16 protein-coding genes and 2 pseudogenes are annotated in these 19,284 nt (G+C 64.9%); 7 read left to right on the top strand and 11 right to left on the bottom strand.

Features of this window, described 5'->3' with window-relative positions:
- Positions 1-670 (top strand): annotated as a pseudogene (locus tag RND78_RS20955) (threonine ammonia-lyase, biosynthetic); the annotation flags it as partial.
- A 252-nt stretch (positions 671-922) separates the two neighbouring features.
- Here RND78_RS20955 and RND78_RS20950 read toward each other — a convergent pair.
- The 7 genes from RND78_RS20950 to RND78_RS20920 all read right to left on the bottom strand — a co-directional run bounded on the left by RND78_RS20950 (position 923) and on the right by RND78_RS20920 (position 9,942).
- Entirely contained in the window at positions 923-1,984 is a 1,062-nt protein-coding gene (locus RND78_RS20950; RefSeq protein ID WP_312731848.1) for a DUF748 domain-containing protein, read from the bottom strand.
- A gap of 346 nt (positions 1,985-2,330) precedes the next feature.
- Positions 2,331-4,547 carry a TonB-dependent siderophore receptor gene (locus RND78_RS20945; protein ID WP_312731846.1) on the bottom strand — a complete coding sequence of 739 codons (2,217 nt, stop codon included), beginning with the start codon at positions 4,545-4,547 and terminating at the stop codon, positions 2,331-2,333.
- Positions 4,548-4,789: 242 nt separating this feature from the next.
- A complete protein-coding gene (gene ppa / locus RND78_RS20940) occupies positions 4,790-5,317 on the bottom strand; it encodes an inorganic diphosphatase (protein ID WP_058760816.1) in 528 nt (175 codons plus the stop codon).
- Between the two features lie 51 nt (positions 5,318-5,368).
- Positions 5,369-6,205, bottom strand: coding sequence for a zinc-dependent peptidase (locus RND78_RS20935; protein WP_312731843.1), 837 nt, complete (start codon positions 6,203-6,205; stop codon positions 5,369-5,371).
- Positions 6,206-6,209: 4 nt separating this feature from the next.
- Positions 6,210-6,857 carry a DedA family protein gene (locus RND78_RS20930; protein WP_312731842.1) on the bottom strand — a complete coding sequence of 216 codons (648 nt, stop codon included), beginning with the start codon at positions 6,855-6,857 and terminating at the stop codon, positions 6,210-6,212.
- A gap of 363 nt (positions 6,858-7,220) precedes the next feature.
- Positions 7,221-8,252 carry an alcohol dehydrogenase AdhP gene (gene adhP / locus RND78_RS20925; RefSeq protein WP_312731841.1) on the bottom strand — a complete coding sequence of 344 codons (1,032 nt, stop codon included), beginning with the start codon at positions 8,250-8,252 and terminating at the stop codon, positions 7,221-7,223.
- Between the two features lie 169 nt (positions 8,253-8,421).
- On the bottom strand, positions 8,422-9,942 hold the full coding sequence (locus tag RND78_RS20920; protein ID WP_312731840.1) for an aldehyde dehydrogenase family protein: 1,521 nt from the start codon (positions 9,940-9,942) through the stop codon (positions 8,422-8,424).
- Positions 9,943-10,191: 249 nt separating this feature from the next.
- Here RND78_RS20920 and RND78_RS20915 point away from each other — a divergent pair, with 249 nt between their 5' ends.
- Positions 10,192-12,084, top strand: a complete 1,893-nt coding sequence (locus RND78_RS20915; protein WP_312731839.1) for a sigma-54-dependent Fis family transcriptional regulator — start codon at positions 10,192-10,194, stop codon at positions 12,082-12,084.
- Here RND78_RS20915 and RND78_RS20910 read toward each other — a convergent pair.
- On the bottom strand, positions 12,081-13,244 hold the full coding sequence (locus RND78_RS20910; RefSeq protein WP_312731837.1) for a TDT family transporter: 1,164 nt from the start codon (positions 13,242-13,244) through the stop codon (positions 12,081-12,083). The two genes, RND78_RS20915 and RND78_RS20910, sit on opposite strands and share 4 nt — an antisense overlap.
- Before the next feature lie 130 nt (positions 13,245-13,374).
- A pseudogene (locus RND78_RS20905) lies at positions 13,375-13,512 on the bottom strand (hypothetical protein); the annotation flags it as partial.
- Positions 13,513-13,659: 147 nt separating this feature from the next.
- Between RND78_RS20905 and RND78_RS20900 the strand changes: the two are divergent.
- The 5 genes from RND78_RS20900 to RND78_RS20880 all read left to right on the top strand — a co-directional run bounded on the left by RND78_RS20900 (position 13,660) and on the right by RND78_RS20880 (position 18,009).
- A complete protein-coding gene (locus RND78_RS20900; RefSeq protein WP_312731835.1) occupies positions 13,660-13,959 on the top strand; it encodes a hypothetical protein in 300 nt (99 codons plus the stop codon).
- A gap of 1,089 nt (positions 13,960-15,048) precedes the next feature.
- Positions 15,049-15,255 carry a hypothetical protein gene (locus RND78_RS20895; protein WP_312731834.1) on the top strand — a complete coding sequence of 69 codons (207 nt, stop codon included), beginning with the start codon at positions 15,049-15,051 and terminating at the stop codon, positions 15,253-15,255.
- 334 nt (positions 15,256-15,589) lie between these two features.
- A complete protein-coding gene (mpl, locus tag RND78_RS20890; protein WP_312731833.1) occupies positions 15,590-16,945 on the top strand; it encodes a UDP-N-acetylmuramate:L-alanyl-gamma-D-glutamyl-meso-diaminopimelate ligase in 1,356 nt (451 codons plus the stop codon).
- On the top strand, positions 16,945-17,577 hold the full coding sequence (ubiX, locus tag RND78_RS20885) for a flavin prenyltransferase UbiX (RefSeq protein ID WP_312731832.1): 633 nt from the start codon (positions 16,945-16,947) through the stop codon (positions 17,575-17,577). The genes mpl and ubiX overlap by 1 nt, the downstream gene beginning before the upstream one ends.
- Before the next feature lie 147 nt (positions 17,578-17,724).
- Positions 17,725-18,009, top strand: coding sequence for a YceK/YidQ family lipoprotein (locus RND78_RS20880; RefSeq protein WP_312731831.1), 285 nt, complete (start codon positions 17,725-17,727; stop codon positions 18,007-18,009).
- Positions 18,010-18,011: 2 nt separating this feature from the next.
- On the opposite strand, the gene RND78_RS20875 is transcribed toward RND78_RS20880, so the two are convergent.
- The gene (locus RND78_RS20875; RefSeq protein WP_312731830.1) at positions 18,012-18,599 is read right to left on the bottom strand and encodes a TetR/AcrR family transcriptional regulator; all 588 of its coding nucleotides are present in this window, start codon (positions 18,597-18,599) and stop codon (positions 18,012-18,014) included.
- The gene (locus tag RND78_RS20870) at positions 18,596-19,210 is read right to left on the bottom strand and encodes an NAD(P)H-dependent oxidoreductase (protein ID WP_312731828.1); all 615 of its coding nucleotides are present in this window, start codon (positions 19,208-19,210) and stop codon (positions 18,596-18,598) included. Before RND78_RS20870 ends, RND78_RS20875 begins: the two co-directional genes overlap by 4 nt.
- Positions 19,211-19,284 lie beyond the last annotated feature (74 nt).

Genomic DNA, 19,284 nt, shown 5'->3' with positions numbered 1-19,284 from the left:
AGTAGCGGGCATCAAGAAGTACGCCGAGCGTGCAGGCAGCGGCGGCCAGGTGCTGGTGGCCATCGACTCGGGTGCCAACGTCAACTTCGACCGCCTCAGACATGTCGCCGAGCGTGCCGAACTGGGCGAGCAGCGCGAAGCCATCATCGCCGTGACCATCCCCGAGCGCCCGGGCAGCTTCCGCGCCTTCTGCGAAGCCCTGGGGCGGCGGCAGATCACCGAATTCAACTATCGCTATCACACCGGCCAGGAAGCCCACATCTTCGTCGGCGTGCAGACCCATCCCCAGCGCGATCCGCGCGAGGCCCTGCTGCAGGGGCTGCGCGACCAGGGCTTCCCGGTGCTGGACCTGACCGACAACGAACTGGCCAAGCTGCATATCCGCCACACCGTCGGCGGTCATGCGGCGCGGGTGGATCAGGAGCAGGTATTTCGCTTCGAATTTCCCGAGCGCCCGGGCGCCCTGTTCGACTTCCTCGAACGCCTGGGCGGGCGTTGGAACATCAGCATGTTCCACTACCGCAACCATGGCGCGGCGGATGGCCGGGTGTTCGCGGCGCTGGAGGCCAGCCAGGCGGAGCGGGAAGAGCTCTTGGCGACGCTGGATGCCATTGGCTATCGCTACTGGGACGAGACCGAGAATCCGGCGTATCGGTTGTTTATTGGGTGAGGTGGATAGGGTATCGCGGCCATGGGCCGCTCCTACAGGCGCTTGATTTACCTGTAGGAGCGGCCCATGGCCGCGATTAGCAAAAACATCGTCGCAACCGCATCGGAGAGCCGCCATGGCCGCAGTCTTCGACGGAAGGTCACCACAGCAGCCTTATCCACCGCGGGTACCGGAGTCCGTTAGTGGAAAACGCTGCGCGGTTTTCCACGCTACGAAGCCCCGTCGCCCCTTCTCTCTCGGATGAGGGGGCGCTCAATCGGCGTCATACCGCGCACTGAAGGCCTGCACGAAGGCATTGCGCAGGATATTGAAGAAGGCCTGCAGCGGGCTGATGTCCTGGTTCTTCACGCTTCCCGAAAGATCCACCCGGGTGGCGAACTGATCGCGGCGCTGGTTCTTGAGCAGGGTCTGGGCAGTGCCGACCACGGCCTCCCAGGCGCTTTCCAGGGCGTTCTTGTTGCGGTTCTCCACGTCCTGCTGCCAATCGAAGATATCGACGTTCTTCATCAGCGGTTTGACGTAGCCACTGAGCTGACCGTCCACCGCCTTGGCCTCCACCACCACGTCGCCGCTGCCAGCGCGGAAGTCGAATTTGCCGTAGGCGCGGGCGAAGTCGTTGAGCTTGGGCAGATTGATGTCGGTGACCCGCAGACGGAAATCGAAATCGGTGAAGTTCTTGAAGGGATCGAAGCGAGCATTGGTTTCCAGGGGGGCGTTACCCAGGATGGCGGCCTTGCCCTCGAAGCGGGCGATGCGTTCGCCCTGGGCGTCGGCGGCATTGGTCAGGTTGTAGAGACTGGCATTGACGTCGGTGGCGGCCAGATTCACCTGGGGCTTGGAGTTGAAATTGCGGAAGGTCACGCGTCCATTCACCACCCGCACCTCGTCGAGGGTGATGGAAATGAGCTTGTCGACCTGATCCTGCCAGTCGGTGCCTTCACCGGTCTGCGACTGCTCCTTGCGTGCGCCGCCATCGACGAAGTTGAGTTCGGGACGATCGAAGAGGATGCGCCCGACGATGGCATGGTCCCGCCACAGCGAGCGCCAGCTCACCGCGATGTCGATACTCGGCGCCTTGAGAAAGGGCACCGGCACCTTGCCGTTGACCTTGACGATTTCCAGGCCCTCGATGCGATAGGCGCCCCGCCACCAGGCCAGGTCCACGTCGGTGATCCGGCCGCGATAGTCGCCCATGTCCGCCAACTGTTCGTTGAGGTAATGGCGGATCACCAGCGGCGCGGCGAGGTGCAGGCATAGCAGCAGGACGACCAGGCCGAGGAGGAGGTAGAAGGGCAGACGCAGGCGACGTGACATGGCGGTGACTCGGAGCGGACTCGTTCCTGGTCGACCTTGCCGAGCCCATGCGAGTTTCTGGCGACTTCACCCAAGCGGGCGGCCCGCAGAATAGAACGATGCGCAAGGGCTCTATCCTGGTGCCTGGCACAACGTGGGCAGGGCTACCGGTCGTCGCTGCGTTGGACGTCCAGCCCAACTGTGCGAACGGCAGACGCAAAAAAGCCGGCTTGTGGCCGGCTTTCGAGGGCGGGTTGAGCTGATTTTTGGTGAGCCCGGCCCGCCCGGGTTGCCCTTGCCGGGCAGAGCTGAGAGGCACGACAAAGGTCGCGCGTGGCGGCTGGCGGTGGGCCAGGACGCCTGTCGATCAGAAGTCCAGGGTGGCGGACACCTTGAAGGTGCGGGGATCGCCCTGGGTCAGGTAGCCGCCAAAGGCGGATTCCCAATAGGCCTTGTTGGCCACGTTCTCGACGTTGGCGCGCAGGGTAACGTCTTTTCGCTCGACTTTGAAGCGATAACGCGCGCCGAGGTCGACGCGGGTCCAGGCCGGGATGCTCAGGTTGTTGGCCGCATCGGCGTACTGGCCGCCGGTGCGCAGCAGGCGGCCGTTGAGCGCCACGCCGGCAAGGCCGGGCACGTCCCAGTCGGCACCGAGGTTGTACTGGAAGCGCGGCACGCCGATGGCGCGGTTGCCGTCGTTGCTGCCGTTCTGGGTGCCCTTGAGTTCGGTGTCCATCCAGGTAGCGCCCGCCAGCAGGCGCAGGCCTACCAGGGGCTCGCCGAAGACGTTCAGCTCGAGGCCACGGTTTTCCTGTTCGCCGTCGCGGACATAAAAGTTATTGACCAGGTAACCGTCGGACGGTTGTTCGATGCGATAGACGCCAAAGGTGGCGCCAAAGGTACCCTGGTCATACTTGATGCCGGCTTCGGTCTGCTTGGAGCGTGCCGGGGAGAAGACCTGGCCCACGTTCAGCGAGTTGGCCGGAGCGGTGGGGCCCTGCGCCAGGCCTTCGATACGGTTGGCGTACAGCGAGATCTCGTCGGTCAGCTTGTAGACGACACCATAGATCGGAGTGGTGATGGATTGATCATACTTGGCGGTACGCGAGCCATCGTTGCCTGGCATGGGCGTACCCAGGAAGCTCATGCCCTCGTAGCTGTAGCCTTCGACCAGCAGGGACTGGCGTCTCACACCGACCGTCGCCAGGAGGCGGTCATCAAGGAAGCCCAGAGTGTCGGACAGCGCGATGCTTTGGTTGACCGTCTTGCTGGTGGTGCCCGGGTCGTGCAGGTCGCCACCCGTGAACCAGCCGAAGGTGGGATAGGCGACCGCGACCGGATGACGGATGTTGGTATTGCTGGCGAAGGGCGTCTGAGCGAAGTCGAAGGCGTTCTTCTGTTCGGTCCAGATGCTGGATACGCCGAAAGCGATCTGATGACTGACCGCGCCGGTCTGCAGCCTGCCGTTGAGGCCGGCCAGGACGGTCTTGGCGTCATCGTCATGGGGAATCAAGGAGCCCCCGATAGAGGCATTGCCGGCGTCGTCATTCAGCGTGGCGCTACCGTAGGTCCCGTTCTCGCGGGTGTGCTTGCCACCCACGGCAAGGTAGGCGGTCCAGCTGTCACTCAAGTCGTATTCGCCACGCACCATGCCGAAGGTGTCTTCCAGCTGGGTATGACCCCAGGGTGCGTTGTAGTTGGTGTCGGACGAGGGGGCATGGGGCAGGTGGGTCAGGCCGCTGCCGAGCAGCAGACTGTCGCGACCGCCATTGACGACCTGCTTCTGGTAGCCGAAGTCGGTGGAGAGCCGGAAACTATCGCCCCGGTAGTCCAGGCCGGCGACGAACAGCTTGGACCTTTGGCTCTCGTCGTCGATGGCGGTATCTCCCTCGCGCTGCATCAGGTTGAGGCGGGCGCCGAAGCGATTGTCCTCGCCGAAGCGTTGGCCAAGGTCGAGGTGCTGACCGAGGCGACCGTCGGTGGTGTAGTCGACGGTGTAGCTGCGGGTCGGTACGTCCTGCGCGCGCTTGGGTTGCAGGTTGACCGCGCCGCCGATGCCGGAGCCGGTGGGTGTTACGCCGTTGATGAAGGCATTGGGTCCCTTGAACACCTCGACGCGCTCCAGGGCCTCGGTGGCGATGATCTGGCGGGGCATGACGCCATAGAGGTTGTTGAAGGAGATGTCATCGCCGGTCAGCTTGTAGCCGCGGATGACGAAGTTCTGCGATTGGTTGCCATAGCCGCTGTACTGACGCACCGAGGCGTCGTTGCTCAGTACCTCGCCAACGGTCTGTGCCTGCTGATCCTGGATCAGCTTGGCGGTGTAGCTGGTGACGCTGAAGGGGACGCTCATGTTGTCCTGGTTGCCCAGTACGCCCAACTTGCCCCCGGTCGCCACTTGGCCACCGGTATAGGCAGGGGGCGGCGCGTCCTTGGGTGTCTCGGTGGCGGTCACCGTGGTGGCGTCCAGCTGCAGGGCATCGACCTTGGTCTGGGCCAGGGCAGGGGTACCTGCAGTGGCGTACAACGCGGCGATGGACAGGGCGAGAGGGGAGAGCCTGAAGGCGAAGCGCGAACGAGCCATGACGAGCGAATCCTGAGCTGACGGGACGGAGGCTCGGAGTCCCCGTCACGGGCGACGGGATCACGAGTGGGAAGCAATCCTATTCGTTTATGATAATGCTTATCGTTAATTCGGATGGGCGTTATCGTTGCGCCGACTAGCGCTCGCGCGATAAGGCTTCTCGCGGAGACGGCATGGCTGACTGCCTTGCGAGCGGGCACAAAAAAGCCCGGCTAGCCGGGCTTTTTCGCAAGCGACGTGGATCAGCCCTTGTAGGCGGCCACGGCCTTGGTGATCTCGGCGCGGGCGGCGTCGGCGTTGCCCCAGCCTTCGACCTTGACCCACTTGCCCTTTTCGAGATCCTTGTAGTTCTCGAAGAAGTGCTTGATCTGCTCCAGCAGCAGGGCCGGCAGGTCGGTGTATTCCTGCACGTCCTTGTAGAGGACGGTCAGCTTGTCGTGGGGGACGGCGATCAGCTTGGCGTCACCGCCGGCTTCGTCGGTCATGTGCAGCACGCCGACCGGACGGGCGCGGATCACGGCGCCGGGGGCGACCGGGTAGGGGGTGACGACCAGCACGTCCAGGGGATCGCCATCGTCGGCCAGGGTGTTGGGGATGTAGCCGTAGTTGGCCGGGTAGAACATGGGGGTGGCCATGAAGCGGTCGACGAAGAGGGCGTCGCTGTCCTTGTCGATCTCGTACTTGATCGGCGCGTGGTTGGCCGGAATCTCGATGGCGACGTAGATGTCGTTCGGCAGGTCTTTGCCGGCGGGAATCTTGCTGTAGCTCATGAACGGGTCCCTCTGGTCGGTTGGGAAAAGTGGCCGGGAGTATAGGCGCTTTCAGATCGGGGTTCGAGCGTCGGACCCCGGGGTTGCCGGGTGTTGCACGCTCGCCAGGCTGGCGGCGAGACGCTGACGCGGATCCTGGCGAAACAGCTGCTGCAGCTGGGCGTAGACCGCGGGATAGTGTTCGTCGAGCACGTCGGGGGCGCTGAAGAAGTACTCGCAGGCGACGGCGAAGAATTCCTCTGGGCTTTCCGCCGCATAGGGATCGAGGGCGGTCTCGGCATCGGGATCGGCGTCGAGTTGGCGATTGAGGTCGTCGTAGGCGCTTTGCAGGGCAGCGGTCCAGGCCGCTTGGGGCATGCCCTCGTGCAGCGGCGGCTGGCCGTTGCACAGGCCACCGGCGAGCAGGTCGATGAGGTGGGCGAATTCGTGGATGACCAGGTTGTAGGCCTCCCAGCCGCCGCTGGCCTGGATACCGGGCCAGGCCAGTACCACCTGGCCACGGTCCCAGGCTTCGCCGTCCCGCTCCTCGTCCCATTCATGCTCCAGGCCGCCCTCGTCACGATGGCGCTGGGGGCTGACGAAGGCGTCCGGATAGACGACGATCTCGCGTACATTGGGATAGAGCGCCGCTTCCGGCAGGTGCAACAGGGGCAGCAGCGCCTGGGCGGCCAGCAGCAGGCGATCACCGTCGTCCAGCTCCGGGCCTTCGAGCAGGGTCAGGCGCTTGTCGGCGAGGAACAGCACGCAGTGTTCGCGCAGCCAGGCATCTTCCTCGGTGCTCAGGCCATCGAGGATGGGTAGGCGCTGGCGCAGGCGCGCCCAGAGCTCGTCGGCGATGGCCACTCGCTCCAGCAGGCGCCGCTTGCGCCAGGCGCGCCAGAAGCCCAATGGCTTAGGCTCCGCTCTGCACCGAGGCGCGGCGGCTCTTGATCAGGCCGAGGATCATCGGCAGCAGCGAGATGCCGATGATGACCAGCACCATCAGGGTGAGGTTCTGCTTGATGAAGGGCACGTTGCCGAAGAAGTAGCCCAGGCTGACCAGCCCACCGACCCACAGCAGCGAGCCGAGCACGCTGAAGCCGAGGAAGTAGGGGTAGTGCATGCGACCCACGCCAGCCACGAAGGGGGCGAAGGTGCGGATGATGGGCAGGAAGCGCGCCAGGGTGATGGTCTTGCCACCGTGATGCTCGTAGAAGGCCTGGGTACGCAGCAGGTAGTCGCGGCGGAAGACCTTGGAGTTCGGATTGCTGAACAGCTTGTCACCGGCGAAGCGGCCGATCAGGTAGTTGGTGCTGTCGCCTGCCACCGCGGCGAACATCAGCAGGCCCGCCAGCAGGTAGGGGTCCATGTCACCGAGGGCGGACAGGGCGCCGGCGATGAACAACAGGGAGTCGCCGGGAAGGAAGGGCGTCACCACCAGACCCGTCTCGCAGAAGATCACCGCGAAGAGAATGGCGTAGATCCAGGTGCCGTACTGGGCTACCAACCCGCTGAGGTAGACGTCGAGGTGCAGGATCAGGTCGATCGGGTTGAATTCCATGGGGCGTGCCTACCGTAGATGCGAGGGTCCAGCGGCGATTATAAGGGCAGCCGGGACCGGGTTTTGTGGCCTGGTCGAGATCGGCGCCGGGAAAAATCGCCAGCCGCTCAGAGGTCGTGGTAGGGCAAAGGTTCACTCCCGCGCCTTTCCGGGCGCGGGAGTGTCGGAGTGGTCACGATCTGCTGCGCGTCGGCCAACCTGCGTTGAAACTGCCCTGGAAGGCCAGCCCCGCCTGGGCGGCCCCATCGGAATGCTCATTTACCCTTTGTAAACTCGGGCGCGAGTCCGATCCGCTTCCTCAGGCATTTTCGCGGGGACGCCTAGGCCTTGGTTGGCGCTAGCTCGCGAGATCGTGAGCTTTCTTTATCCCAGCGCCATGTCGATCACCACCCGACCTTCGATCCCGCCCTGATGCATGCGGGCGAAGATGTCGTTGATGTTCTCCAGCGGCTCGGCGCTTACCGTGGCCTTGACCTTGCCTTCGCCGGCGAAATCCAGCGCCTCCTGCAGGTCCAGGCGGGTGCCGACGATGGAGCCGCGCACCGTGGTGCCGTTGAGCACCATGTCGAAGATCGACAGCGGGAAGTCACCCGGCGGCAGGCCGTTGAGGGCGATGGTACCGCCGCGGCGGGTCATGCCGATGGCCTGTTCGAAGGCCTTGGGCGAGACCGCCGTGACCAGGGCACCATGGGCGCCGCCGATCTCCTTCTTCAGATAGGCCGCCGGATCCTGGGTACGGGCGTTGACCGTGACCTCGGCGCCCAGCCGGCGGGCGAGGTCGAGCTTCTTGTCATCCACGTCCACCGCCGCCACGTTCAGGCCCATGGCGCGGGCGTACTGTACGGCCATGTGCCCCAGGCCTCCGATGCCGGAGATCACCACCCAGTTGCCGGGCCTGGTGTCGGTCATCTTCAGGCCCTTGTAGACGGTGACCCCGGCGCAGAGGATGGGCGCGATCTCGACGAAGCCGACGTTGTCCGGCAGGCGGCCGACGTAGCCGGCATCGGCCAGGGTGTATTCGGCGAAGCCGCCATTCACCGAATAGCCGGTGTTCTGCTGGGATTCGCAGAGGGTTTCCCAGCCGCCCAGGCAGTGCTCGCAATGACCACAGGCGGAATACAGCCAGGGCACCCCGACCCGGTCGCCCTCCTTGACGTGGCTGACCCCGGCGCCCACCGCGACCACATGGCCGACGCCTTCGTGACCGGGGATGAAGGGCGGGTTGGGCTTCACCGGCCAATCACCTTCGGCGGCGTGCAGGTCGGTATGGCAGACGCCGCTGGCGGCGATCTTGACCAGTACCTGGCCGGCGCCCGGAGTGGGCACCCCCACTTCGCGGATTTCCAGGGGTTGGCCGAAGGCGGTGACGACAGCGGCTTTCATTGTTTTGGGCATGACGAGTCCCTCATGGAGGCATGATGCGTGGATGAAGCCAGACGGAGCCTGCGCCGGGATGCACCTGTCCACCACGGGCGGCCGCTGCGTCTAGCGTCGGCCACCCGCGGGGAGGGGGTGTTGATCCAGGTCAGGCGGGAGGCGTGCCCCGACGTCCTGCCGGTCACTCCTAGAAGAAACCCAACGGATTGATGTCGTAGCTGACCAGCAGATTCTTGGTCTGCTGGTAGTGGTCGAGCATCATCTTGTGGGTTTCACGGCCGACGCCGGATTTCTTGTAGCCACCGAAGGCAGCGTGGGCGGGGTAGAGGTGGTAGCAGTTGGTCCAGACGCGACCGGCCTTGATGCCGCGACCCATGCGGTAGGCGCGGTTGATGTCGCGGGTCCAGACGCCAGCGCCGAGGCCGAACTCGGTGTCGTTGGCGATGGCCAGGGCCTCGGCCTCGTCCTTGAAGGTGGTCACCCCGATCACCGGACCGAAGATCTCCTCCTGGAAGACGCGCATCTTGTTGTGGCCCTTGAGCAGGGTCGGCTGGATGTAATAGCCGCTGGCCAGGTCGCCCTGCAGTTTCTCCACATGGCCGCCGGTGAGGAATTCGGCGCCTTCCTCGCGGGCGATCTCCAGGTAGGAAACGATCTTCTCGAACTGCTGCTGGGAGGCCTGGGCACCGACCATGGTCTCGGTGTCCAGCGGATCGCCGCGCTTGATCTGGGCGATCTTCTTCATCACCGCTTCCATGAAGGGCGCATAGATGGATTCCTGCACCAGGGCGCGGGATGGGCAGGTGCAGACCTCGCCCTGGTTGAAGAAGCCCAGCACCAGACCCTCGGCGGCCTTCTCGATGAAGCTCGGCTCGGCCTGCATGATGTCTTCGAAGTAGATGTTGGGCGACTTGCCGCCCAGCTCCACGGTGCTGGGAATGATGTTCTTGGCCGCGCAGGAGAGGATGTGCGAGCCCACCGGGGTGGAGCCGGTGAAGGCGATCTTGGCGATGCGGGTGCTGGTGGCCAGGGCCTCGCCGGCCTCCTTGCCATAGCCCTGCACCACGTTGAGCACGCCGGGTGGCAGCAGGTCGCCGACCAGCTCGACGAACAGGGTGATGGACAGTGGGGTCTGCTCGGCGGGCTTGAGCACCACGCAGTTGCCGGCGGCCAGCGCCGGGGCCAGCTTCCAGGCGGCCATCAGCAGCGGGAAGTTCCAGGGGATGATCTGGCCGACCACGCCCAGCGGCTCGTGGAAATGGTAGCTGGCGGTGTTGTCGTTGATCTCGGCGGCGCTGCCTTCCTGGGCGCGGATGCAGCCAGCGAAGTAGCGGAAGTGGTCGGCGGCCAGGGGCACGTCGGCGTTGAGCGTCTCGCGCACCGCCTTGCCGTTGTCCCAGGTCTCGGCGACGGCTAGTTTTTCCAGATTCTGTTCGATGCGGTCGGCGATCTTGAGCAGGATCAGCGAGCGGTCCTGCACTGAGGTGCGGCCCCAGGCATCGGCGGCGGCATGGGCGGCGTCCAGGGCGCGTTCGATGTCGGCGGCGTCGGAGCGGGGGAATTCACCGATCACCGAGCCGTTCACCGGGGAGGTGTTGGTGAAGTACTGGCCCTTAACCGGGGCGACGAATTCGCCGCCGATGTAGTTGCCGTAGCGGGCCTGCAGGGTCAGCAGGGCGTCTTGGGTGCCGGGAGCTGCGTAGCGCATGGTAGGTCTCCTGTTTGTTCTTGTAGGAAGAGCGGCGCTCCGATCCTGAGCAAGGCGCGGGCCACATTCGTCGAATCCGCGCCATTGCAGGCTTTGCCACTGTCGGGTAGCGCGCTGCCCACTGTCACTGTGACAGAGGTGTCACCCCTTGACGTGACAGCCTGTCACCTTGGGGTGACAGAGTGCCCAGCCCGGCCGATTTGGCCTATGCTGGAGGCCGCGCAGACGCACTAGCGGAGGACAACAACAATGCCCGCCACCCCGTCCGATCGTCATGCCAGCCAGGTGCTCGAACTCGCCCGCGGCGCCGTCCTCGACGGTCCTGCCAGTGATCCGGCCATCGCCCGCTCTTGGCGGCGCTGTCTCGACGAACACCAGTTGGACCCGACCGCGCCGGTAGCGCCCTGGGTGCTGGAGCGCGCCCGCTTCGACGAGCACCGCCAGCGCCAACAGCGGGTGCTGCAGATCGCCCGTGGGCAGATGAATTCCCTGCATCAGCAACTGGGCGGCGCCGGCCATGCCGTGCTGCTCACCGATGCCCGCGGGTTGATCCTCGATTGCGTCACCGCCGACGCCGAGCGCGCGACCTTCCAGCAGGCCGGGCTGTGGCTGGGCGCCGACTGGAGCGAGGCCTGCGAGGGCACCAACGGCATCGGCACCTGCGTGGTGGAGCGCCAGGCGCTGACCATCCACCGCGACGAACACTTTCGCAGTCGCCATACCCAGCTGACCTGCTCGGCCAGTCCGGTCTTCGATCCGGCCGGCGAGCTGCTGGCGGTGCTCGACGTCTCCACCGCCCGCCAGGAAGCCTCGCGCCAGGGCCAGTTCCATACCATGGCGCTGGTCAATCTCTCGGCCAAGCTGATCGAGAGCTGCTATTTCCTCGACCGCTACGCCGACGGCTATCTGCTGCGCTTCCATGCCCAGGCGGCCTATGTCGGCCTGCTCAGCGAGGGCCTGCTGGCCTTTGATGAAGAGGGGCGGATCAATGCCGCCAACGAGACCGCCCTGATGCTGCTAGGGCTGGCGCGCAGTGCGGTGCTGGGGCAGCGGATGGAAGCCCTGTTCGAATTGCGGCAGGACGAGCTGCTGGAGCGCGCTCGCCCGCAACCCAGCGCCTGCTGGGCGTTACGTGGCCGCCAGGGCCAGGGCTTCCACGGGCTGGTGCGCGGTCCTCAGGTACGTCCGGTCACCCCGGTGGCGGTAGCCAAGGCCCCGATGCCCAGCGGCATCTGCCTGGCCGATCCGGTGTTGGCGCGCGACTTCGCCCGGGCGCTCAAGGTGCTCGAACGCGACGTGCCGGTGCTGCTGCACGGTGAGACCGGTACCGGCAAGGAGGCCTTCGCCAGCGCCCTGCACCGTGCCAGCAGTCGCGCCGGCCAGGCCTTCGTCGCCCTCAACTGCGCGGCCATTCCGGAGACGCTGATCGAGAGCGAGCTGTTCGGCTATCGCGGCGGCAGCTTCACCGGCGCGCGCAAGGAGGGTATGGCCGGCAAGTTGCAGCAGGCCGATGGCGGCATTCTCTTTCTGGATGAGATCGGCGACATGCCGCTGGCCCTGCAGACCCGCTTGCTGCGGGTGCTGGAAGAGCGCCAGGTGGTGCCCTTGGGCGGCGGCGCGCCGCGTGCCCTGGACCTGCGGCTGGTCAGCGCCAGTCACCGCGACCTGGACGCCCTGGTGGCTGCCGGCAGCTTTCGCGAAGACCTCTACTACCGCCTGCGCGGCCTGGTGGTGACCCTGCCGGCGCTGCGTGAGCGCAGCGATAAGGGCGAATTGCTCGATGTGCTGCTGGCCGAGGAGGCTCGCGGCGAGATGATCCGCCTCGATCCGGCGGCCCGTGCCTGCCTGCTGGCCCAGCCCTGGCCCGGCAACGTGCGCCAGTTGCGTACCCTGCTGCGTACCCTGGTGGCCCTTAGCGAAGACGGCCTTATCGGCCTGGACGAGCTACCGGCCGAGTGCCTTCGCACCGAGCCCCGCGCCGGTACCGGCACCACACCGGTCGACAGCGCCCGGGAGGAGTTGCGCGCGGTGCTGGAGGAGTGCCACTGGCAGATGACCCGGGCGGCCAAGCGGCTGGGGGTGAGTCGCAATACCCTCTATCGTTGGCTGCACCAGAACGGTCTGCAGCGCCCGCAGGATTAGCGCTCCGCCTTGGCACAGAGGTGCGCGATGCAAGGCGAGACGAACAGCTCGCCCCGGTAGGCGCCTGCCAGGGTGCGGCTGGCGACCAGGGTCCACAGCAGGGCCAGCAGCACCACCAAGACCGCGCCCAGGCCGGTGAAGAGGGGCGCCGCCAGGGCTGCGCCCAGGCGCAGGGTGGTCAGGGCATAGACGCCCAGGGGAAAGGTGAAACCCCACCAGCCCAGGTTGAAGGGCATGCCGTCACGGGCCTGGCGATAGGTCACCAGTACGGCCAGCGCCAGCCACCAGAGCCCCAGGCCCCATAACAACAGGGCGCCCAGCGTTCCCAGCCCCTGGGCGACCTCGCCTACCAGCGCCAGCCCCTGGGTAGCGAACACCGTGGGGGCATCGGTGCCCAGCACCAGCAGCCCCTGGGCGCCGGTGGCGATCGGCCCCAGCGCCAGCCAGCTCGAGGCTGCCATGCTGGCCGGCGGCAACTTGTGCAGCGCCAGGCGCAACAGCAGGATCACCAGCAGGCTCAGGGCGACGGGCACCGAATAGGCCCAGAGCACATAGCTGGCGACGAGCACGGTGAATTGCTCGCCCGCGGCCAGGTGCGGCACCAGCAGACCGCCGCTGACAGCGGCCACCTCCGCGGCCACCACCGGCAACAGCCAGACGGCGGTCATCTGGTCGATACGATGCGCCTGGCGGGTAAACATCAGATAGGGGATCAGCACTCCGCAGGCCAGCGCCATGGCCGCGTCCAGCCACCAGAGGCCGAGTGTCAGGGGCAGCACGGCCTCGCCCCAGCGCGGCAGGCCGAACAGCAGCAGGCCGTTGATCAGCGTCGCCAGGCCCATGGGGATGGTGCCGAAGAACATCGAGACGGTGGCGTGGGCGAAGATCTCGCGGGCCTCGTCGAAGAACAGCAACCAGCGCGCGGCATAGAGCCCGGTGAACAGGCAGAACAGCAGTACATCGAGCAGCCAGAGGCCCTCGGCGAGGGCGTGCAATCCAGGAAACCGCCAGGGAAAGGCTGCCAGGGCGAGGGCCAGCACGCCGGTGCCCATGGTCACGGCGAACCAGTTGGGGGTGAACTGGCGGATGACCTCCAATGGGCGGTCGAGCTGGCTGAAGGGTCTGAGTACCTGCTCTGGGACAACGGCGAGAAATGGCATGGCAGGGCTCCTGAAAGGAAAGGCCTTCAGGCTAAGCCTGCTTGCTTATCATTAAAAATGAATGATCATGAAATAATAAACCATTTGGTAGATAAGGCGCTGCCTGCGTTCGGCAGACAGTACCTGCGCATCAGGGCTTGGCCACGTGCCAGACCTGATTGACGCCGTCACCCGAGGTATCGCCCGGCTTGCTGTCCTTGACCCAGGTGTACAGCGGCTTGCCCTGGTAGGCCCATTGCTGGCTGCCGTCGTCACGGGTCAACATCGTAGGCGGCTCGATGTGCAGTACGGCAGTGCGGCCTGGCCTGGTCGTCTTCCAGAGAGCTGGACGACAGCATCATGCCATTAGGGAGTAGGTCAACAGCTCAAGCCCGGCATATGATGGGTTTTTTCACACGACACGGAGTGCAAGAGCATGCGGGTCATCAAGAACGCCAGGGCAGCCTTTCAAGCACGCCGCGAATGGCAGTTGCATGAGATGAATGACTGGCTGCTTGCAGCCCTGGGGGGCGCGTCATTCCTGATCGCCGGATACTGGTCTATGGCCGTGAAAGACGTGCTGCCGCCACTGGTGCGCGCGACCAACCAGCACGGACTCAACCTATCTGCCGCCGCCGCCTTCGCCTTCCTGGCAGGCTTGGGCGTCACCGTCTGGTTCCACGGCACCTTGGCAAAGCGCTGCCATGAGATCCTGAAGGAGCGCCACTTCCGCTGAAGCAACCCTCAAAAAATCTTGACCCGACACCGGGTTACTTCCCGATGCCGCGGGGCTTCGTGTATGCGAATCTAGGCCTGCCGGGCGCGGGCGCCCGAGCAGCCCCACGCCGACACAGTGCGCAGCTATGCGGTTGCCTACAACGGCGACTACGCAGTACCTTCCTAGCCTCTCACTCCGAGCTCGGCGTTCTCCCGGAGCTGCATGGCAACTTCCCGGTCGTTTACCTGCTATCACTGCGACGCAATTGCCACGGGACGAGAACACGCCCCACCCAAATGCATCTACCCCAAGGGAGTGGACTGGCCACGGATGACCACAGTGCCATCCTGTGCACAGCACAATAACGACCTATCCGAAGCCGACGAATACTCGAATTTTTTTAGGCGCGATCTTAAAGAACGTTCCTGAGGCGATTATAAGCAGCGCTGTACGGGGAGCCATTCGGCTAGCGGTGAAGCGCAGTAGTAACTTAGGAGGATTCGGCTTCCAATGGGAAGGTGGTGCGTTAAATTTTGATAATAAGATTGCCTTGAATATCGGGCTATTGGGCTGTCTTGATAAGGACGTCTGGCCCTTTATTTTGATCACTACAACTGCCAAAAGAAGCTTCTCGTTCCGCTGTATGCGCTTCCGCTCTTCATTCTTTTAGATAATTCAATCGATCTAAATTTACGCGGCAGTTGAGGAGCACAAAGAAGATGCCGCTAAAGATATGAATAATCACCCCGAGTTCAGCGGCCACTAGGATATCTTTGCGTATCAGGTTTTCGAATCTTCGAACACAATCCGAGTCAATATGGGATTTTATGGCGGCCACCATGCGGCGGTGGGAATTTTTCAATAAAAATCTCTGCATAGCCTCATGCGCTTTTTCGGTATTCCAGCCGATGCAGCAAACGAAGTGCGCAGGCACGGACCCGTAGGGCCGCGCCGGAGGCGTCAGCCGAGCGCAACCAGGGAACGATGGAAGCCCGCCAGGGGCTCAATGCGCAGCACCTTAGCGGGCCCGGCCTTGCCGGGAGACGCCACCTATGACTATCCACGTTAGGGAGATACCATCTGGCAAAGGGGCAAGGGAATCGCACGATGCCAAAAAAGAAAAGGATTACACCAGTCGAGTACGGCGGCTTCATCCTGACATTCGAACCTGGCCGTACCCAGTGGCTGAAAGAACGCCTGCATCCAGAGGTGGACTTTTCAGACTCGTTCTCCGCGCTCGACTGGGACATTGAGCCGCGGGAATCAGCTGATTTCGTCATTCCCCCGTCCGGGTCACATAACCGGCAGGCGTGATCGTGGCCATCGCCCCTCACCGTTGGCATGGGTGACATAAATCCACGACCTAGGCACCACGTCTTGAGTTTGGCCAGCGGTTTCAGCGCGTCCGGGCTGTCGCCGGCTGAGTGATGGAATCTCCTGTGGCTGCGCCACGTACTGCGTGTTGCTCGCGTGAGCGCCATGGACGTCTGCACAGCCGAAAGATGCACCTCCACGCGGAAGTCGAGTTGTAAAGTCCCGCGCCTTGAGCTACCGCAGTACAGGAGCATCCGCGACGGCCATCGCTCCGGCGGCGCGGCCCCCCGTGCTAACCTTGCCGCCGTTCAATCTGCAGCGGAGCCCGCCTGTCATGCACATCCACATCCTCGGTATCTGCGGCACCTTCATGGGGTCGCTCGCGGTGCTGGCCAAGGAAGCCGGCCATCGCGTGACCGGCTCCGACGCCAACGTCTATCCGCCCATGAGCACCCAACTCGAGGCCCAGGGGATCGAGCTGACCCAGGGCTACGATCCCAGGCAACTCGATCCGGCGCCGGACCTGGTGGTGATCGGCAATGCCCTGTCGCGGGGCAACCCGGCGGTGGAGTACGTGCTGGACCAGGGCCTGCGCTATGTCTCCGGCCCCCAGTGGCTGGCCGAGCACGTCCTGCAGGGCCGCTGGGTGCTGGCGGTGGCCGGCACCCACGGCAAGACCACCACCACCAGCATGCTGGCCTGGGTGCTGGAGCACGCCGGCATGAGTCCGGGCTTTCTCATCGGCGGGGTGCCGCAGAACTTCGGTATCTCGGCGCGCTTGGGCGGTACGCCCTTCTTCGTGGTGGAAGCCGACGAATACGACAGCGCCTTTTTCGACAAGAGATCCAAGTTCGTCCACTACCGGCCGCGGACCACCATCCTCAACAACCTGGAATACGATCACGCGGATATCTTCCCGGATCTGGCGGCTATCGAGCGGCAGTTCCATCACCTGGTGCGGACCATCCCCAGTACTGGCCTGATCATCCACCCCACGGCGGAAACGGCGCTCGCGAGGGTGTTGCAAATGGGTTGCTGGACCCCGGTGCAGACCACTGGCGAAGGCGGCGAGTGGCAGGCACGGCTGCTGGCCGAGGACGGCTCGCGCTTCGAGGTGCTGTTCGACGGCCAGGTGCAGGGCACCGTGGCCTGGGAACTGACCGGCCAGCACAACGTGGCCAATGCTTTGGCCACCCTGGCGGCGGCCCGTCACGTCGGCGTGGTGCCGAGCCTGGGCGTCGCTGCCCTGAGTGAGTTCCGCAGCGTCAAGCGGCGCATGGAGAAGGTCGCCGAGGTAGAGGGCGTGACCGTCTATGACGACTTCGCCCACCATCCGACCGCCATCGCCACCACCCTGCAGGGGCTGCGCGCCCGTGTTGGTGGCGAGCGCATCATCGCCGTCATCGAGCCACGTTCGAATTCGATGAAGCTCGGCGCCCACCGCGACGGCCTGCCGGATAGCGTCACCCAGGCCGACAGCGTCGTCTGGTACGCCCCGCCGAATCTGGGCTGGGACCTGGCCGGGACGGCCGAGGCCTGCGCCGTACCGGCCGTGGTCTGCGCTTCCCTGGAGGCCATTATCGAACGCGTCCAGGCCGAGCTGGACGGGCCCACCCACGTGGTGATCATGAGCAACGGCGGGTTCGGCGGCCTGCACGGCAAGCTGGCCGCGGCCCTGGAGGCCCGGTGATGGCCGGCCCCGAACGCATCACCCTGGCGCTGACCGGCGCCTCGGGCGCCCAGTACGGCCTGCGCCTGCTGGACTGCCTGGTGCAGGAGGAGCGCGAGGTGCACTTCCTCATCTCCAAGGCCGCGCAACTGGTGATGGCCACCGAGACCGACGTGATCCTGCCACCCAAGCCCCAGGCCATGCAGGCCTTTCTCACCGAATACACCGGCGCGGCCCCCGGCCAGGTGCGGGTGTTCGGCCAGAGCGACTGGATGGCGCCGCCAGCCTCCGGTTCCAGCGCCCCGGCGGCCATGGTGGTCTGTCCCTGTTCCACCGGCACCCTCTCGGCCATCGCCACCGGGGCCAGCAACAACCTCATCGAGCGCGCCGCCGACGTGGCCCTCAAGGAGCGGCGGCAGCTGATCCTGGTCCCGCGCGAGTCGCCGTTCTCCAGCATCCACCTGGAAAACATGCTCAAGCTGTCCAACCTGGGGGTGACCATCCTGCCGGCCTCGCCGGGTTTCTACCACCAGCCGCAGACCCTCGACGACCTGGTGGACTTCGTGGTGGCGCGCATCCTCAACACCCTGGGCATTCCCCAGGACATGCTGCCGCGTTGGGGCGAGCATCACCTGGCCAGCAGCGATGACTAGGTTCTGTACGAAAAGTCGCCGGGCGAAGGTCAGGCAAGGCAAAAATCAGCGAGGAAGCGGAGTTTACGAATGGTAAATGAGCATTCCGAGCTGATTTTTAACGCAGCATCACCGAGCGCAGGCAGTTTTCGTACAGAACCTAGGGCGGTGCGCCTCGGTCTGCTGCTGACGGCCATCCTGGCCCTCGGCGGTTGCGCCACGGCGCGTACCCTGGACGCCGCCAAGCCCGGCGCGCCGGTGGTCTATGCCGGCACGCGGCTGGATCTCTATGTCCTGCAGGGCGGTTGCTGTGCGCTGGATCGTTTCGGTGCCGAGGCGCCGGCCTGGCCGGTGCTGGACCTGCCCGGCAGTGCCCTGCTCGATACCCTGTTGCTGCCGTTGTCGCTACCCGCCGCCATCGGCGGGCGCGGCAGTGTGCAGGGCGGGCTCTAAGGTCAATCCGTACGGGCCAGCAGCGCGAGTAGGCTCAGTTCGAGTTCGCCGCGCGCTTGCTCAGCGGTGATGTCACCGGCCACCGCAGCGTTGGATAGCGCCTCTGCCGCTCCCAGAAAACCCCAGAGGCCGGCGATCGATAAACCCGCTGGTCCCGCAAAGGGCGCCAGAACGGCCAGGCACTTTTCGATAAAGGCGAGTTGGTAGCGGCGTTTCACCGCGAGCAATTCCGGGGACCCGGTCAGGGCGGCCAGGACATCGGCGATGTCGCGTCCCTGGGTGAGTACGCAGTCGACATAGCTGGCGGCCAGGATGTGCGCCTTGGCCTCTCGGCTGGGTCGGGAGGCGGCGACGGCCGCATCGAACAGCGCGGTTTGGCGGGCATCGTAATCCTCATACAGGGCTGCCAGCAGGCCGTTGCGACTTCCGAAGTGATCGTAGACCAGGGGCTTGGTAACCCCCGCCACCTCGCTGAGGTGGATCAGGGTGAGGGCATCGGTACCCTCGTCAGCGATCAGTTGCCAGGCTGCATCCAGCAACTGGCGCGTGCGGGCTGCGCGGGATAGACGTCGCCGCGGTGTGGAGGTCATGCAGGAGAATCCTCTTGGGTACGGTGCTCGGCGAATAGACGTTGCCCCAGGGAGCGGGCCCGCTGGAGATGGGCCTCGGGATAGCCATCGTCGGAAGCCAGGAGCAGCGTCGATGTTTTCACGGGAGCCCCGCAGTAGCCGAAGATGCCGTGATCGATCTGGGTTTTCATGGCCGCCTCGTAGCCGTGTCGGTCGAGGGTGCCGCGATCGGCGCCGCCCAGGGCGACCAGATGAACGGGTAGCCAGCCTAGCTTTTTCACCAGGGTGCCATCCTTGTCTTCATAGGCCCAGCCGTGGCTGAAGACCCGGTCGATCCAGCCCTTGAGCACGGCCGGGAAGGACCACCAATAGAGGGGATAGACCAGGGCCAGGGCGTCCGCCCGTTCCAAACGGGCCTGTTCGGCGGCGATATCGGCGGCAGGCGCGCTATCGCCACGGAATAGCGCCAGATCTTCCCTGTTGAAGCGGGGATCGAAGCCCTCCTTGATGAGATCGGCGATCTCCCAGGAGTCTGTAGAGCTGGCAGCGCCAATGCCCTGGGCAAGCTGAGCGGTGACCGCTTGGGTCAGGGAGTCCGGCAGGGGATGGGCAACGACGATGAGTGCATGCATGAGAGAGGGCCTCACAAGGTAATTTACCAAAGGTAACTTACTCTTGGTAAATTAATTCGTCTACTTGGCCTGCT

It is taken from the genome of Pseudomonas oryzihabitans, assembly GCF_032027545.1.
Lineage (GTDB): Bacteria > Pseudomonadota > Gammaproteobacteria > Pseudomonadales > Pseudomonadaceae > Chryseomonas > Chryseomonas oryzihabitans_F.
This window is presented reverse-complemented; position numbering and strand designations above follow the sequence as displayed.

What these genes read in the sequence shown, in the direction of transcription:
- RND78_RS20950 (WP_312731848.1), bottom strand. Translation starts at nt 1,984, where the DNA reads ATGTCACGTCGCCTGCGTCTGCCCTTCTACCTCCTCCTCGGCCTGGTC.
- RND78_RS20945 (WP_312731846.1), bottom strand. Translation starts at nt 4,547, where the DNA reads ATGGCTCGTTCGCGCTTCGCCTTCAGGCTCTCCCCTCTCGCCCTGTCC.
- ppa (WP_058760816.1), bottom strand. Translation starts at nt 5,317, where the DNA reads ATGAGCTACAGCAAGATTCCCGCCGGCAAAGACCTGCCGAACGACATC.
- RND78_RS20930 (WP_312731842.1), bottom strand. Translation starts at nt 6,857, where the DNA reads ATGGAATTCAACCCGATCGACCTGATCCTGCACCTCGACGTCTACCTC.
- adhP (WP_312731841.1), bottom strand. Translation starts at nt 8,252, where the DNA reads ATGCCCAAAACAATGAAAGCCGCTGTCGTCACCGCCTTCGGCCAACCC.
- RND78_RS20920 (WP_312731840.1), bottom strand. Translation starts at nt 9,942, where the DNA reads ATGCGCTACGCAGCTCCCGGCACCCAAGACGCCCTGCTGACCCTGCAG.
- RND78_RS20915 (WP_312731839.1), top strand. Translation starts at nt 10,192, where the DNA reads ATGCCCGCCACCCCGTCCGATCGTCATGCCAGCCAGGTGCTCGAACTC.
- RND78_RS20910 (WP_312731837.1), bottom strand. Translation starts at nt 13,244, where the DNA reads ATGCCATTTCTCGCCGTTGTCCCAGAGCAGGTACTCAGACCCTTCAGC.
- RND78_RS20900 (WP_312731835.1), top strand. Translation starts at nt 13,660, where the DNA reads ATGCGGGTCATCAAGAACGCCAGGGCAGCCTTTCAAGCACGCCGCGAA.
- RND78_RS20895 (WP_312731834.1), top strand. Translation starts at nt 15,049, where the DNA reads ATGCCAAAAAAGAAAAGGATTACACCAGTCGAGTACGGCGGCTTCATC.
- mpl (WP_312731833.1), top strand. Translation starts at nt 15,590, where the DNA reads ATGCACATCCACATCCTCGGTATCTGCGGCACCTTCATGGGGTCGCTC.
- ubiX (WP_312731832.1), top strand. Translation starts at nt 16,945, where the DNA reads ATGGCCGGCCCCGAACGCATCACCCTGGCGCTGACCGGCGCCTCGGGC.
- RND78_RS20875 (WP_312731830.1), bottom strand. Translation starts at nt 18,599, where the DNA reads ATGACCTCCACACCGCGGCGACGTCTATCCCGCGCAGCCCGCACGCGC.
- RND78_RS20870 (WP_312731828.1), bottom strand. Translation starts at nt 19,210, where the DNA reads ATGCATGCACTCATCGTCGTTGCCCATCCCCTGCCGGACTCCCTGACC.